Here is a 14593-nt window from a genome sequence, read left to right as displayed (position 1 = left end):
TGGTTTATTTTTATGTATTACATAAACTCTATGTAAGCGTTTTTATTATATTAAAAAGGCTGACAAGTGCGTAAAAATAAGCATCTTTTTGTCTTTTTGCCAAAAAAAGAACTGAAAGTTCTACCTTTTGAAAAACTAAGAAGACATTATTCTGGATTTATTGTTGCACCAAAATGTGCTTCTAATTCTTTTAAAGTCGCTTGACTGGTTTGTATATCTTTAATAACATGCCCTTTTTCTAGTACCACAATACGCTCGCAAACATCTGTAACATGCATTAAATCGTGACTAGATACTAAAACGGTTATACCTTGCTTTTCAGCTAAATTTTTAATGATTTGTTTTAATCTAATTTGTGTTGTTGGATCTAAATTAGCAAAAGGCTCGTCTAAAATAATAACTTCAGGATTTCCAATTAATGCAGCAACAATACCAGCTTTTTTCTGGTTTCCTTTACTTAAATCGCGAAGAAATTTTTTCTTTCCAATGACTTCACCATTAAAAAACTCTTCAAATTGAGATAAAAAAGATTTGACATCTGCTTTATTCATTCCTCTTAAATCACCAATAAAATCAAAATATTCTTCTGGAGTTAAATAAGTGATTAAAAACGATTCGTCTATAAATGAGCCTGTAAATGTTTTCCACTCTTCGCTAGCATTTACTACAATATTATTGTTGGTTATTTTACCTGTTGTTGGTCTAATTAAATCCAACAAAATATTAAATAAGGTTGTTTTTCCTGCACCATTATTACCGACTAAACCAAAACTTTGTCCTGTTGGGATATCAATATTTGGAACATTTAAAACCTCTACTCCTCTATATTTTTTTGAAATATTATTTATTGTAATCATAATTATTTGTCTTTAAATGTTGAATTACTCTTCTTTTCCAAAAGCAGCGACCATTTCATGTTTGTCTTTGATGTATTTATTTTCAATAACATTCATAAAATAATTTTTAAAAATTAACCCTAAAACTCCAATAGTTGCTACTGCAATAAACCCAGAATTATGTCCTACAAACTTGTTGAACACCCAAAACACAAGCATTGGAAATAGCATTAATGGAATTATTATTATAAACTGGGTTGCACTTGTCCCTTGCGTATTACCAAATCCACTTTTATTTAAATCTATTCGTTTTCTGTTAAAAGATCCTGCAAACAGTAAAAAAAGTGAGTTAAATCCTATGTTAAATATTGCTCCAGCAGTAATCATTAAAAACACATCTAAACCAAAATATAAATACGGAATGCTTAAAAAGTATAAGATTGCTGTCATAGATACCATTAACACCCATTTAGACTCTAAAAACTTTCTGTATCTAAAACTCTGAGTCATTAACATTTTATAGTGTGCACTGTCCCAAGCTGGTATAAATTGTCCATAATTTAAAGTAAAACCTCCAGTAACAAACAATGCTGCAAACATGAGCATTGCTGGCATCTTTGTGCTATATATATCATTAGTAAAAAAGATTAATCCATAAAAAAGAAACAAGAATGACATTAAAAAAACGGTTTTAGTTCGTTTATTTCTCCAAATTAATCTAATATCATTTTTTATAAAAGGTGCAACATCTCCAAACTTATCAGCCCAAGATAAATCAACCGAATTAGCCTCTTTTACTTTAGTTGCAACAGCTTCGTCTAAATAGACTAGATTGCGTAATTGCTTAAAATTTAAATAATATAAAGTTGCCAAAATAATAATTATGGCTAGAGAATATATTGGATTAGCATAAATAGCGTCAAACATTTGACCGCCTAAACCCACAACATCAAAAATTTGAAATTTTTGTAAACCAATTAGACTAACCAATAAAACAACAATACCTACTAAAGCTACATTGTTTTTATTGATTAAAAAATTTAAAAAGTTAGCAGACTGAATAATTAATATCATGGCAAACAACCATCCTAAAACCCCAAGAACATCATACCCTTCTTTAATTAATACTATTGAAAACGGTATGTAAAAAAACAAGCCTAAAATATTAAACCCAGAAAAAGCAGATTTACCTAATACGTAGTGGACTAGCGTGCTTTTTTTTAAAGGTAACGTTAGTAATGGTTTAATATTCATTACTGGTAGCTTTTGCATTAAATATCTAAAAATTAAATCTCCTAAAATAGCAAAAAGCAGGAACGAATTTACCACTTGTAATGGGTCAGAACCAGGAAGTTCTTTCTTGATAAGATAGTATCCACCAATACCTATAGCTAAAAAAGAAAGTATAAAATACAGTGCAAAAAAGCCCATTATTATTTTAACTGCTAGGCTTTTTCCAAAACTAGCCGAACGTACAAAAGACTTCCACTCTAAACTTAAAAATTTAAAAATCATAAAACACGGTTTTGGTTTGGTTGTAATGTAAGTCTATAAAATTATAGATTTGTTACAAAGTAGTTTCTTATTTGTTAAAATAGATATTAATTTTTTTATAAACTGAAGGCTAAGTGTAATAGCTTCATTATTTTTACAAAAAAATACAAGTATGTCTCAATTTCACACCCTAACTATATCTAACATTCATCGCGAAACTGATAAATGTGTCACAATTACATTTGACGTCCCAGAGCATTTAAAAAACGATTACAACTTTAAAGCTGGACAATACATTACGCTTAAAACTAATATAGATGGTCAAGAGGTTAGACGTGATTATTCGTTATGCTCTTCTCCGTCAAGCCGAAAGCTAACCGTTGCAGTTAAAGAAGTAGAAAACGGAACTTTTTCTAAACTTGCAAATCATAATTTAAAAGAAGGAGACACCTTAGACGTTGCAAAACCACAAGGTCGTTTTATTTTTGAACCAAAAAACAATGTTTCAAGAACTATTGTTGCGTTTGCTGCAGGTAGCGGAATTACACCCATCTTAAGTATTATTCAAACCGCTTTAAATGAAGAGCCAAACAGTAATTTTGTACTAGTCTACGGAAATAAAACTCTTAACGATACTATTTTTTTAAACCAATTATTAGAGCTACAACATCAATTTAAAGACCGATTACATATACAGTTTTTATACAGTCAATCTCAAGAAGACAATGCTTTATTTGGTCGAATAGAAAAAAGCACTGTTAATCTTATAGTTAAAAACAGATATAAAGATGTGGCTATTGATGCGTTTTATCTTTGTGGTCCAGAAGCGATGATTAACACTGTTAAAGAGGTATTACTTGAAAATAATATTGATGAAAACAGTATTTATTTTGAATTATTTACCGCTTCAACACAAACATCTTCTTTAGACGTTGCAGAAGGTGATACAGAAATTACAATAACTGTTGACGACGAGACGGAAACTTTTACTATGTCTCAAAAACAAACAGTATTAGAGGCTGCATTAAAACAAGACTTAGATGCACCTTATTCTTGTCAAGGAGGTGTGTGTAGTAGTTGTATTGCTAGAATAACAGACGGAAAAGCACTTATGAGGCAAAATAACATATTGACAGACGCAGAGGTTGCTGAAGGATTAGTACTTACCTGTCAAGCGCATCCTACTACACCAACACTAGTTGTAGATTATGATGATGTCTAATATATTATTTATTTACGCTTAATCGAATTTATTTACTTTTTATCGATTAGACTGATATTATGAGTTTACAAATACCTTTTAACCATTAAACAACCTATTTTTGCATAAGATTATAACGCTAAAAAATTTGTTAGTTTAAGGGATAATATTAATATTTTATATTAGTAGTTAGAATCGAAAAGCCTCACAGTCGTGAGGCTTTTTTTAGTTTGTTAATATAGCTTTGATTTTAGCTACAATTAAATTAGGATCTATACTGCCAGCAACTGTTTTATATTCTTCAGGATATGTATTACCATAAACAGAAGTAGGAATTTTAGAATACCTATCTCTATTTGGTAGTATGTGGTAAGTTTCTGGTTGATTAAACGCTCCAAAACCTGCATAAGGGTGCGTCACTCCCCAAATAGTTGCTACTTTTATACCTAGCATTGCTGCAAGATGCGCATTACCAGAATCCATAGACACCATAACATCTAAATTTGACATTAAATCCAGCTCTTGATTTAAATCACATTTTCCTGCCACATTTATAATGTTTTTATCAGATAATGTTAATGCATCTAATTGTTCTTTTTCTGCTTTTCCACCAAATAAAAAGATTGTATAATCTTTTTTTAAGCTATTAATTACTTCTTTTAATAAGTGCAAAGGATACATTTTTGATGGGTATTGAGCAAATGGAGCAATCCCAACCCATAGTCTTTTATTTAGATGTTCTACATCTGTTAAAATTGGTTCTGGAATACTATTTTTTTCAGGAAACGAAGGGTTTTCTAAATTTATTTTTAGTCCTAAAGCCTCAAAAACATCTGCATACCGCTGGTGAGTGCTTTTTAATGGCTTAAAAACGTCACCTTTAATTAAAGCTTTTTTCTCTGCACGCCCTTTATCAATTTGTTTAAATGGCTGTTTTAAAAAAAAGAACTTTAAGATTTTAGTTCTTAACACATTATGCAAGTCTGCGACAGCATCAATATTTAGTTGTTTTAAGGATTTTGATAATTTATATAAGCCTAAAACCCCTTTGTGTTTTTTATTAATATCTATAGGAAATACCGTAACGTTTTCTAAATCTCTAAAAAAAGGAGCAAAAAACGGACGGGTTAACACTGTTAATTTAACCTCTGGATATTGTTGTAATAATGCACGTAACACAGGAACAGTCATTGCAACATCACCCATTGCAGAGAGACGAATAACTAAGATATGTTTTGGTGTGTTTGTCAAACCATTAGGTCTTTCAATTTTTTAAAAATTGAAAACATTATTTTTGCCCTCTAAGTACAGGATTAAGCTCGTCGTCGTTGTACATTTTCATTTGTTTATACACTTTCATGTATTTATCTCCTTTTTCAATATCAGACAACAAGGTATCTATTGCAGTACTTAAATCTACACGCTGCTCTAATAAAATATCTAATTTTTTCTGGCATGCTGCTTTGTGTGCATCAGAAGCATCTTTACGTGTTGCTTCTTCTTCCATATGGTACACTTTTAAAGCTAAAATAGAAAGTCTATCAATTCCCCAAGCAGGACTTTCTGTATTTATTGTTGCATCTGGTTTTGGAGTAACATCTTTATATTTATCTAAAAAATAACTATCTATATACTCCACCATATCCGTTCTGTCTTGATTTGAAGCATCAATTTGACGCTTTAATGTTAATGCAGCAACAGGATCTATTTGAGGGTCACGGATAATATCCTCGTAATGCCATTGTACAGTATCTATCCAACATTTTCTGTATAAAAGATGTTCGATTAACTCTGACTCTTTATCGTAAATATTAGTAAAAGGTTGATCTACTGTATTTATAATGTGATATTTTATTATAACCTCTTGAAATATTTTATTTGCTTTTGTAGTAAACATAGTGTGATTTTTAAGAGTGTAAAATTACATAATTTAAAATGAATTTTTATTAGTGATACTTTAACCTTTTAAATATTAGAGTAACTTTACTGAATAAAGAACTTTTAAAACCATGCAAATACATAATTTATCTGAAAATAATTCGATTTTAAATCAATTTATTGCAGAATTAAGAGACGTTTCTATACAAAAAGACCGAATGCGTTTTAGACGAAATATTGAACGTATAGGAGAAATTTTAGGTTACGAAATGAGTAAATCCTTAACCTACGAAACCAAATCTATTACTACACCTTTAGATACAATAGAAAGCTATTTGCCTAAAAATGATGTTGTACTATGCTCTGTGTTAAGAGCAGGAGTCCCTTTACATAATGGGCTACTTAATTATTTTGATCAAGCTGAAAATGCATTTATTTCTGCCTACAGACACCATTTAGAAAACCCTGAAACTTTTGAAATTGTGGTTGAGTATTTAGCATGTCCTGATTTAACAGGCAAAACTTTAATATTGGCTGACCCTATGTTGGCAACTGGACAATCTCTTGTGGCTACTTACAAAGCATTACAACCTTTTGGAACACCAAAAGACATCCATATTATGGCAGTTATAGGTGCCGAAGCAGGTGTGGATTATTTAAAAAATAATTTACCTAATGATGCCACGTTATGGATAGCTGCAATAGATAAAACTTTAAATAGCAAAGGGTATATCGTTCCAGGTTTAGGTGATGCTGGTGATTTAGCGTTTGGTGAAAAACTACAGCACTAATAATACTATTGGAATAATAGTTAGTAAGCCTAAAAAGACTTCTCTAAACCATGCTTCTTCAATGGTTTCAATGTAATTAATAATGATAACTGCTAAGGGTGCAAAAAGAAATAAAAATTCGCTTCCGTTTTTTTTAGGTGCAAACAGCACAATTATGGATGCTAAAACACATGCTATAAATAAAATTTTGTAGGATGGTCTGTAGCTTCTCATTTTCTTTTTAATGTCTTTTAAATAAAATAAAGAGGACCAAAGCCCAAACGACAACAACATAGTTATTACTGTTATAAATTGTAAAGAATTATATTGACTTAAATCCAAGTTAAATGTTGGGTTAATATGTAATGCCACAAAATAATCATCATAAACAATTATAGAATAACTTATAGCTAAAATTGTAGTAGTTGCCAAGCCAATAAATGGAACTAAGTAGTATTTGGGATTTGTTTCAGAAAATAATAACAAAGCAATAAATACTAAAGGAAAAAATAAAATTGCCCAGAAATAAAACAAAGAGGCAATACCTATTAAAAACCCACTATCAAATAGCTTTTTAATAATTTCTTTTTTTGACCTGATGCTTATAATACGTCTTAATGCTAACAGTGTAAAACAGTTAGAAATTACAATTTTATAATCTAAAAATACTTGAGGTATAGCTAGAATAAATAACGCAAAAACCAATATTTCATAATTATTTTGTTGGGACAAAAAGTTTTTAGTAACAACAAAATTTAGAATTAAAATAGAAAGAAAAACAGTTAAGAAGACACCAATATTTTGTAATAAACTAACACTATTATCCAAAGTTTCAGGATACTTAATATGCAACATCACATTAGCAATTAATGTAATACTAAATACAATTAAAAAATTTATTGGTTTGGATTTACTAAAAATAGTTGTAATCATTAACTCTTTTTGTATTTTTGTGCTATAAATATACTACTATGAAAGATTTCTTTTACGCAATACAAGACTTATTTGTAAATATATTGTTTGCGCCATATGATGCCTTAAGAGCTTTAGAGCTAGAAAACTGGTGGGCAGCAAATTTTATGACTTGGATTTTTGCCATTATTGGTTTAGTAGCCTTTACTTATTGGATGATTCAATTAAAAGCGTTTGATGCTAATAACGAAGAAGACAAGAGCATTTCGTCTCATTCTTACTTATAGACTTTAAAGGTCAAAACCAATATCTTTACGATAATTCATCTTATCAAAATGTAGTTTTTCTATGTTTTGGTAAGATTTTTTTATGGCTTCTTTGTACGTTTCACCATAGCTTGTAATTGCCATAACACGACCACCAGAAGTAACTATTTTACCGTCTTTTTCTTGTGCTCCTGCGTGGAATACTATTGAATCTTCTATAGTTTCAATACCTGTAATTACTTTACCTTTTTCATAGGCTTCTGGATAACCACCAGACACTAGCATAACTGTTGTTGCTGCACGTTGATCAATTTCAACATCAATTTTGTCTAAGGATTGATTGGCTACTGCTTCAAAAACCTCAACCAAATCGTTTTTTAATCTTGGTAAGACAACTTCGGTTTCAGGATCACCTAAACGCACGTTATACTCTATAACTTTTGGGTCGTCACCAACTTTAATTAAACCAATAAACACAAATCCTTTATAGGGTAAATTATCTTTTTGTAAACCAGCAATAGTTGGTTTTACAATTCGCTCTTCTACTTTATTTAAAAAGGCTTCGTTAGCAAAAGGTACAGGAGATATAGCTCCCATTCCGCCTGTGTTTAAGCCTGTATCACCTTCGCCTATTCGCTTATAATCTTTAGCAGTTGGTAAAATCTTATAGTTTTTACCATCGGTTAACACAAAACAACTTAGTTCTATTCCGTCTAAAAATTCTTCAATAACCACTTTAGTGCTGGCTTGACCAAACTTGGCATCCACTAACATGCTTTTTAATTCGGTTTTAGCATCATTTAAATCATTTAAAATCACGACTCCTTTTCCTGCAGCTAATCCGTCTGCTTTTAATACATATGGTGGATTTAATGTTTCTAAAAACGCATAGCCTTTATCTACTGTTTGTGCATCAAAGCTTTGGTAAGCTGCTGTAGGAATGTTGTGTCTAAACAAAAACTGTTTTGCAAATTCTTTACTACCTTCTAAAGTTGCAGCAGCTTGTTGTGGACCAATAACAGCCACGTTTTTAAGTGCCTCATCTGCTAAGAAAAAATCATGAACACCTTGTACTAAAGGGTCTTCTGGTCCCACTACAACCATAGTGATGTTGTTGTTTAAAACCACCTCTTTAATGGCTTTAAAATCGGTAACACTTACTGGTACATTCTTAGCAATTTGAGCGGTTCCTGAATTACCAGGAGCAACAAAAAGTGAGCTACATTTTGGGCTTTGTTTTAGTTTCCAAGCTATAGTGTGTTCTCTTCCTCCAGAACCTAATATTAAGATATTCATGCGTTGTAGTTGTTTGTACAAAAATAGTCTTTTGAATGAAAAAATGAATGTGTTTTTGGTAAAAACCCTTTCTGTTTTTAGATTTCAAAACCAAATTGCAGCTAACCCTAAAAAGGAACCAATTTTCATTATTTTTGTTTTACTTTTCATAAAATTTTAAAAAATTGAAACTATTTGAATGGTCATTGCGCTTAAAAGGCTTCCCAATAAATGAAGCTAAAAAAACGCTTAACGTTATTGAAAACTTAACTACAGAGCAATACAGCAACTATTTAAGTAAGCAGTTGTTGGCAATTGTGGACTTTCATTTAGAACACACTCCGTTTTACAAGTCGTTATGTGAATGTATTGACACCTCTAACTGGAATGATCTTCCAGTATTAAATAAATCTAATTTACAACAGCCTTTAGAGCATAGATTATCTGATAAGTATACACCAAAAACAATTTACACCAATAAAACCTCTGGATCTTCTGGGACACCTTTTGTTTTTGCTAAAGATAATTTTGCTCATGCTATAACATGGGTTACGTTTATGCAACGCTATGGTTGGTTTAATATTGATTTAAACACGTCTAAACAAGCACGATTTTATGGTATTCCGTTAGATACAAAAGGGTATTACAAAGAACGTTTTAAGGATTGGTTGGGTAACAGATATCGCTTTTCGGTTTTTGATTTAAGTGATGATGCATTAGAAAAAGTCTTACGTAAATTTAAACGCACCCAATTTAGTTATATTAACGGTTATACCAGTGCAATTGTACAATTTGCAAAGTTTTTAGAGCGAAAAAACATCACTTTAAAAACCATATGTCCTACATTAAACGTCTGTATTGTGACCTCTGAAATGTTGTTTGATGATGACAAAAAACTACTAGAACAACAATTTGGAATTCCTGTTGTTAACGAATATGGCGCAGCAGAATTAGGTTTAATTGCTTTTCAGGATAAACACAATAATTGGTTGGTTAATAGCAACCATTTGTATGTCGAAATTTTGGATGACAACAACCAGCCTGTGCCTTATGGACAAACTGGCAAAATAGTAATAACCGATTTATACAACAGAGCACATCCTTTTATACGTTATGAACTTGGTGATTTAGGAAGCCTATCTACAAAAAGCACATTACAACATCCTGTTTTGGAGAAGTTAATTGGACGTACTAGCGATTTGGTACAATTGCCTTCAGGTAAAAAAGCTGCTGGATTAACTTTTTACTATGTAACAAAAACTGTAATGAGCAAAGAAGCCAATGTTAAAGAATTTATTATAGAACAACTTGAATTAGATACTTTTAGAGTTAGTTATGTCGCAACTGAAACTTTAACCGAAGCCCAAAAAGAAGCTGTGCAACAAGCAGTAGACATCTATTTAGAGCCTAATTTAAAATTATACTTTGAACAAGAAACGGTTTTAAATCGTCAAAAAAGCGGGAAGTTGAAACAGTTTACTTCTTATCTATAGAAACAATCAATTTAGATTTTACAAAAAACTGTTCCCAAATAAAAAGAATCATTCTGTACAAAGATTTTAGCGTAGAAAACCCTAACCCTTTTTTATAAACCAAATAATTGTATTTAAGCATCTCTAGTTTATTAGAAGAAATAGAATTAGCTCTTACACGATAAAACGCTAATGACTCTTGAATACCTAAAGCAGGTTTACCAGAAGTTTTTATGGCAGCAAGCCATAATAGCCAATCCTGACGTTTGCGTAAGTTAGGAGACGTTATTTTGCCTAGTGAACTTGTATTATACATTCCTGTAAGGTTACCAATATAATTGGTTTTTAAGTATTTGTTATAACTTAAACTAGGTAGAGCTTTGACTAGTTTATTTAATGGTTGTCCTGCCTCATTTATTTGCTCGTAGCTACTAAAAGACACATCACAATTATTGGTTTGCATAAAGTTAACTTGAACGTCCAGCTTATTAGGTTTCCATACATCATCTGCATCTAAAAAGGCTATAAAATGTCCATTGGCTTCATGTATTCCTTTATTTCTTGAGACTGCTGCTCCAGAATTTATTTGATTTTTAAGAAGTTTTATGTTAGTATATTTTGAGACCAATTTTTCTGCTATTGCAATGGTGTTATCCGTTGAGCAATCGTCTATTAAAATAAGTTCCCAGTTTGTATATGTTTGATGTAACACGCTGTTTATAGTATCCTCTATAAAGGCTTCCGAATTGTACAGTGGTGTTATTATGGAGACTAAAGATTTCACTTTAATAGGCTTCTTTTTGTCCCTTAAAGACATTAATCATAGTTTGGAATATTATTTTTAAGTCTAAGACTAGCGACCAGTTTTCGATATAAAAATTATCATATTTTATGCGGTTTATAATGTCTTCGTCATTTTTAATTTCGCCTCTATACCCTTTAATTTGAGCCAATCCTGTAACACCTGGTTTGACGTTGTGTCTAAAAATAAAGTTGTATTTATCTATTTTTTTAGAGTAATCATCTGTGTAAGACAACATATGTGGACGTGGTCCAACTACACTCATATCTCCTTTTAACACGTTGTAAAATTGAGGAAATTCATCTAAACTTGTTTTACGCAAAAACTTACCAATTTTAGTTACTCGTGTATCGTTTTGGGTAATGTAAGTTCCTTTTTCTGCTTTATTAGTTTTTAATGATCTAAACTTATAGCAATCAAATTCTTTATAGTTAATCCCGTTTCGTTTATGTTTATAAAATAAGGGTCCTTTAGATTCTAATTTTATTAAAATAAACAATAATGGTGTTAACCATGATAAAACCAACACAATCATTAATAAAGCAAAAACAACATCAAAAACCCGTTTAATAAAGGTGTTAAATTCGTTATTCAAAGCCAATTCTGGCATAGATAATACTGGTAAGTAATTGTAATAATCTGTTTTGAGTCGTTTGGTTAATAACTTATTGGTTTTAGGTATAAACTTGATGTTGCAATGGTTGATTTCGGCATACTTCACATAATCATTGACTTGCTTTTCTGTTAACTCATCAATTGCACAGTAAATTTCGTCTATACTTTTGTCTTGATCTAAAAAGGTAAAGCTATCAGCAATGTTACCGGTAAATTTTTGATTTTCAGAATTGGCAAACACGCCTTTAAGTGCATAGCCTAATTCTTTTCGTTTTGTAAAAAGCTGTTTCAATTCTTCTGCACCCTCACCTTTACCTATAATAATGACACGCCTTACATTTCCTTTTAAATAAGAACGATATGTTTTTAAACCAAAGTAGCTAACTAGTTTTATTGTTCCGATAAGGGAAAAAGAATATACTAGATATTTTAAGGTTGTAAAAGCTTGTATATCTATACTTCTAAACACACCTATAAACGCATAAACAATTAAGCCAAAGACTAAAAATTGCTTAATAATAAGCGATATAATATTTATAGTTGATGTGTAGCGATACACATGATAAAACTTTAAAAATGATGTAGAAACTAACCATAAAACTATGGAATAAACAATGTACAACAGGTGCTTATTGTTTAAAAATGCTGATGAAAAAAAGTAAAGATTAGCTTCGTTAAAATTGAAAAAATAAAACGCTAAAACATTAATGACAGTAATATCAAAAATGATAAGAAAAGGTCTTAGTAACCAAGAGTATCTTCCGCGTTTATACTCCATATATTATCACTTATTATAACTAGAAAAATCTTTATGTTCGCTTTTATGAAGTTCTTCTTCTGTTAAGTTTTTAAAGTAATCGAAGGTTTTTCTCATACCTTCTTCACGACCCACTTTTGGTTCCCATTGCAATAGTTTTTTTGCTAATGTTATGTCTGGTTGACGCTGCATTGGATCGTCAACTGGTAAATCTTTGTAAATTACTTTTTGTGTTGTTCCTGTTAGTTTAATAATTTCTTCAGCAAAATCTTTAATAGAAATCTCGTGTGGATTTCCAATGTTTACTGGGTTAGGATAATCACTTAAAAGCAATCTATATATACCATCTACTTGGTCTGTAACATAACAGAATGATCGTGTTTGACTACCATCACCAAACACTGTTAAATCTTCACCACGAAGCGCTTGACCCATAAATGCAGGAATAACACGTCCATCATTTAGTCGCATTCTTGGTCCATAGGTATTAAAGATTCTAACAATACGTGTTTCTAAACCATGAAACCTATGATATGCCATAGTTATAGATTCTTGAAAGCGTTTAGCCTCGTCATACACACCTCTAGGTCCAATGGTATTTACGTTACCATAATAGTCTTCGGTTTGTGGATGTACTAAAGGATCACCATACACTTCAGAAGTTGAAGCAATTAATAATCTTGCGTTTTTTGCTTTAGCTAAACCTAGTAAATTGTGCGTACCTAAACTACCAACCTTTAAGGTTTGAATAGGAATTTTAAGGTAATCTATTGGACTTGCAGGAGATGCAAAATGTAGAATATAATCCAGACCACCTTCGATATTTATAAAGTTAGTAACATCATGTTGAATAAATAAGAAGTTAGAGTTAGAAGATAAATGGGCAATATTTTTTGGGTCACCAGTAATAAAATTATCCATTCCTATTACAAAGTAACCTTCACTGATAAATCGGTCACATAAGTGTGATCCTAAAAATCCTGCTGCACCTGTAATTAAAACTCTTTTTTGGCTCATTATCTTCCTATTGACACGTATTTAAATCCTTCGTTTTTAACATCGTTAACATCGTATAAATTACGACCATCAAAAATAGTTGGACTAGCCATTAATGATTTTATTTTAGAGAAATCTGGAGTTCTAAAAATACTCCACTCTGTTGATATTACTAATGCATCTGCATCTTTTAATGCGTCATACATACTATCTGCAAATTGAATTTTATTTCCTAATTTACGTTTTACATTTGGCATTGCTTCTGGGTCAAAAGCTGTAATATTACAACCAGCTTCTAATAAAGCATCTATCATGTAAAGTGAAGGTGCTTCACGTATATCGTCTGTTTCTGGTTTAAAAGCTAATCCCCAAATAGCTATGTTTTTACCTTCTAAATTATTATTAAAATGGTTTTCTATTTTAGGAATTAAAACCAGTTTTTGTCTTGCATTAACATTAATTACAGCATCTAAAATTTTAAAGTTATAATTATTTTCTAATCCAGATTTGTGTAATGCTTTGACGTCTTTAGGAAAGCAAGAACCTCCATAACCAATACCTGGAAATAAAAATCGTTTTCCAATACGAGAGTCTGTCCCCATTCCAATTCTTACCTTATCGACATCTGCACCAACTTTTTCACAAAAGTTAGCAATCTCATTCATAAAGGTAATTTTAGCTGCTAAAAAGGCGTTAGAAGCGTATTTGGTTAACTCTGCAGACTTCTCATCCATAACAATTATTGGATTGCCTGAACGTACATATGGTTTATACAGTTTTTCCATTAACTTGGTTGCGCGATCACTACTAGATCCTACAACAATACGTTCTGGTTTTAAAAAGTCGTCTACTGCAAAACCTTCTCTTAGAAACTCTGGGTTAGAAACCACATCAAAATCTACTTTAGCATTTTTAGAAATGGCTTCTTTAACTTTATCTGAAGTGCCAACAGGAACTGTACTTTTATCGACAATTACTTTATAGTCTTTAATCAGTTTACCAATTTCATCTGCTACACCAAGAATGTATTTTAAATCTGCAGATCCATCTTCATCTTCTGGAGTAGGTAACGCTAAAAATATAATGTCTCCATGCTCCAATCCTTCTTCTAAACTAGTTGAAAATTTAAGCCTATTAGCTTTAATATTTCTTTCAAATAAAACATCTAAATGTGGCTCATAGATTGGTACCACACCCTCTTGCATTTGTTTTACTTTATTTTTGTCTATATCTATACATAGTACTTCGTTTCCTGTTTCTGCTAGACATGTACCAGTTACTAAGCCTACGTAACCTGTACCAATTACTGCTATTTTCAT

The 14593-nt window shown here is 31.2% G+C and carries 14 protein-coding genes; 4 read left to right on the top strand and 10 right to left on the bottom strand.

Annotated elements, in window-relative coordinates; all coding sequences use genetic code 11:
* Positions 1-146: 146 nt before the first annotated feature.
* Both LY08_RS00960 and LY08_RS00955 read right to left on the bottom strand, forming a co-directional pair.
* A complete protein-coding gene (locus LY08_RS00960) occupies positions 147-857 on the bottom strand; it encodes an ABC transporter ATP-binding protein (RefSeq protein ID WP_111658563.1) in 711 nt (236 codons plus the stop codon).
* 24 nt (positions 858-881) lie between these two features.
* A complete protein-coding gene (locus LY08_RS00955; protein WP_111658562.1) occupies positions 882-2351 on the bottom strand; it encodes a DUF5687 family protein in 1470 nt (489 codons plus the stop codon).
* Positions 2352-2502: 151 nt separating this feature from the next.
* On the opposite strand from LY08_RS00955, the gene LY08_RS00950 reads away from it, so the two are divergent.
* The gene (locus tag LY08_RS00950; RefSeq protein ID WP_111658561.1) at positions 2503-3552 is read left to right on the top strand and encodes a ferredoxin--NADP reductase; all 1050 of its coding nucleotides are present in this window, start codon (positions 2503-2505) and stop codon (positions 3550-3552) included.
* A gap of 204 nt (positions 3553-3756) precedes the next feature.
* Here the strand turns inward: LY08_RS00950 and LY08_RS00945 are convergent, their stop codons facing one another.
* On the bottom strand, positions 3757-4782 hold the full coding sequence (locus LY08_RS00945; RefSeq protein ID WP_317046865.1) for a glycosyltransferase family 9 protein: 1026 nt from the start codon (positions 4780-4782) through the stop codon (positions 3757-3759).
* 37 nt (positions 4783-4819) lie between these two features.
* Positions 4820-5428, bottom strand: a complete 609-nt coding sequence (locus LY08_RS00940; RefSeq protein ID WP_111658559.1) for a DUF4254 domain-containing protein — start codon at positions 5426-5428, stop codon at positions 4820-4822.
* Positions 5429-5540: 112 nt separating this feature from the next.
* Between LY08_RS00940 and upp the strand changes: the two genes are divergently transcribed.
* Positions 5541-6200: a uracil phosphoribosyltransferase gene (gene upp, locus LY08_RS00935; RefSeq protein ID WP_111658558.1), complete on the top strand. Its 660-nt coding sequence runs from the start codon at positions 5541-5543 to the stop codon at positions 6198-6200.
* Here upp and LY08_RS00930 read toward each other — a convergent pair.
* On the bottom strand, positions 6189-7112 hold the full coding sequence (locus LY08_RS00930) for a DUF6427 family protein (protein WP_111658557.1): 924 nt from the start codon (positions 7110-7112) through the stop codon (positions 6189-6191). The two genes, upp and LY08_RS00930, sit on opposite strands and share 12 nt — an antisense overlap.
* 38 nt (positions 7113-7150) lie before the next feature.
* Here LY08_RS00930 and LY08_RS00925 point away from each other — a divergent pair, with 38 nt between their 5' ends.
* Positions 7151-7378 carry a DUF6341 family protein gene (locus LY08_RS00925; protein ID WP_111658556.1) on the top strand — a complete coding sequence of 76 codons (228 nt, stop codon included), beginning with the start codon at positions 7151-7153 and terminating at the stop codon, positions 7376-7378.
* Positions 7379-7381: 3 nt separating this feature from the next.
* Here the strand turns inward: LY08_RS00925 and purD are convergent, their stop codons facing one another.
* Entirely contained in the window at positions 7382-8653 is a 1272-nt protein-coding gene (purD, locus tag LY08_RS00920; RefSeq protein WP_111658555.1) for a phosphoribosylamine--glycine ligase, read from the bottom strand.
* Between the two features lie 164 nt (positions 8654-8817).
* Here purD and LY08_RS00915 point away from each other — a divergent pair, with 164 nt between their 5' ends.
* Complete coding sequence (locus tag LY08_RS00915; RefSeq protein ID WP_111658554.1) at positions 8818-10125, top strand: phenylacetate--CoA ligase family protein; 1308 nt, start codon at positions 8818-8820, stop codon at positions 10123-10125.
* Here the strand turns inward: LY08_RS00915 and LY08_RS00910 are convergent.
* From LY08_RS00910 to LY08_RS00895, 4 genes are read right to left on the bottom strand one after another with little or no spacing between them, the layout of a single operon-like run.
* Entirely contained in the window at positions 10109-10921 is an 813-nt protein-coding gene (locus LY08_RS00910) for a glycosyltransferase family 2 protein (RefSeq protein WP_170120590.1), read from the bottom strand. The two genes, LY08_RS00915 and LY08_RS00910, sit on opposite strands and share 17 nt — an antisense overlap.
* The gene (locus tag LY08_RS00905; protein WP_111658553.1) at positions 10890-12299 is read right to left on the bottom strand and encodes an exopolysaccharide biosynthesis polyprenyl glycosylphosphotransferase; all 1410 of its coding nucleotides are present in this window, start codon (positions 12297-12299) and stop codon (positions 10890-10892) included. The genes LY08_RS00910 and LY08_RS00905 overlap by 32 nt, the downstream gene beginning before the upstream one ends.
* Positions 12300-12305: 6 nt before the next feature.
* Positions 12306-13295: a UDP-glucuronic acid decarboxylase family protein gene (locus LY08_RS00900; RefSeq protein ID WP_111658552.1), complete on the bottom strand. Its 990-nt coding sequence runs from the start codon at positions 13293-13295 to the stop codon at positions 12306-12308.
* A complete protein-coding gene (locus tag LY08_RS00895; protein ID WP_111658551.1) occupies positions 13295-14593 on the bottom strand; it encodes a UDP-glucose dehydrogenase family protein in 1299 nt (432 codons plus the stop codon). The genes LY08_RS00900 and LY08_RS00895 overlap by 1 nt, the downstream gene beginning before the upstream one ends.

Source organism: Olleya aquimaris, assembly GCF_003259525.1.
Lineage (GTDB): Bacteria > Bacteroidota > Bacteroidia > Flavobacteriales > Flavobacteriaceae > Olleya > Olleya aquimaris.
This window is presented reverse-complemented; position numbering and strand designations above follow the sequence as displayed.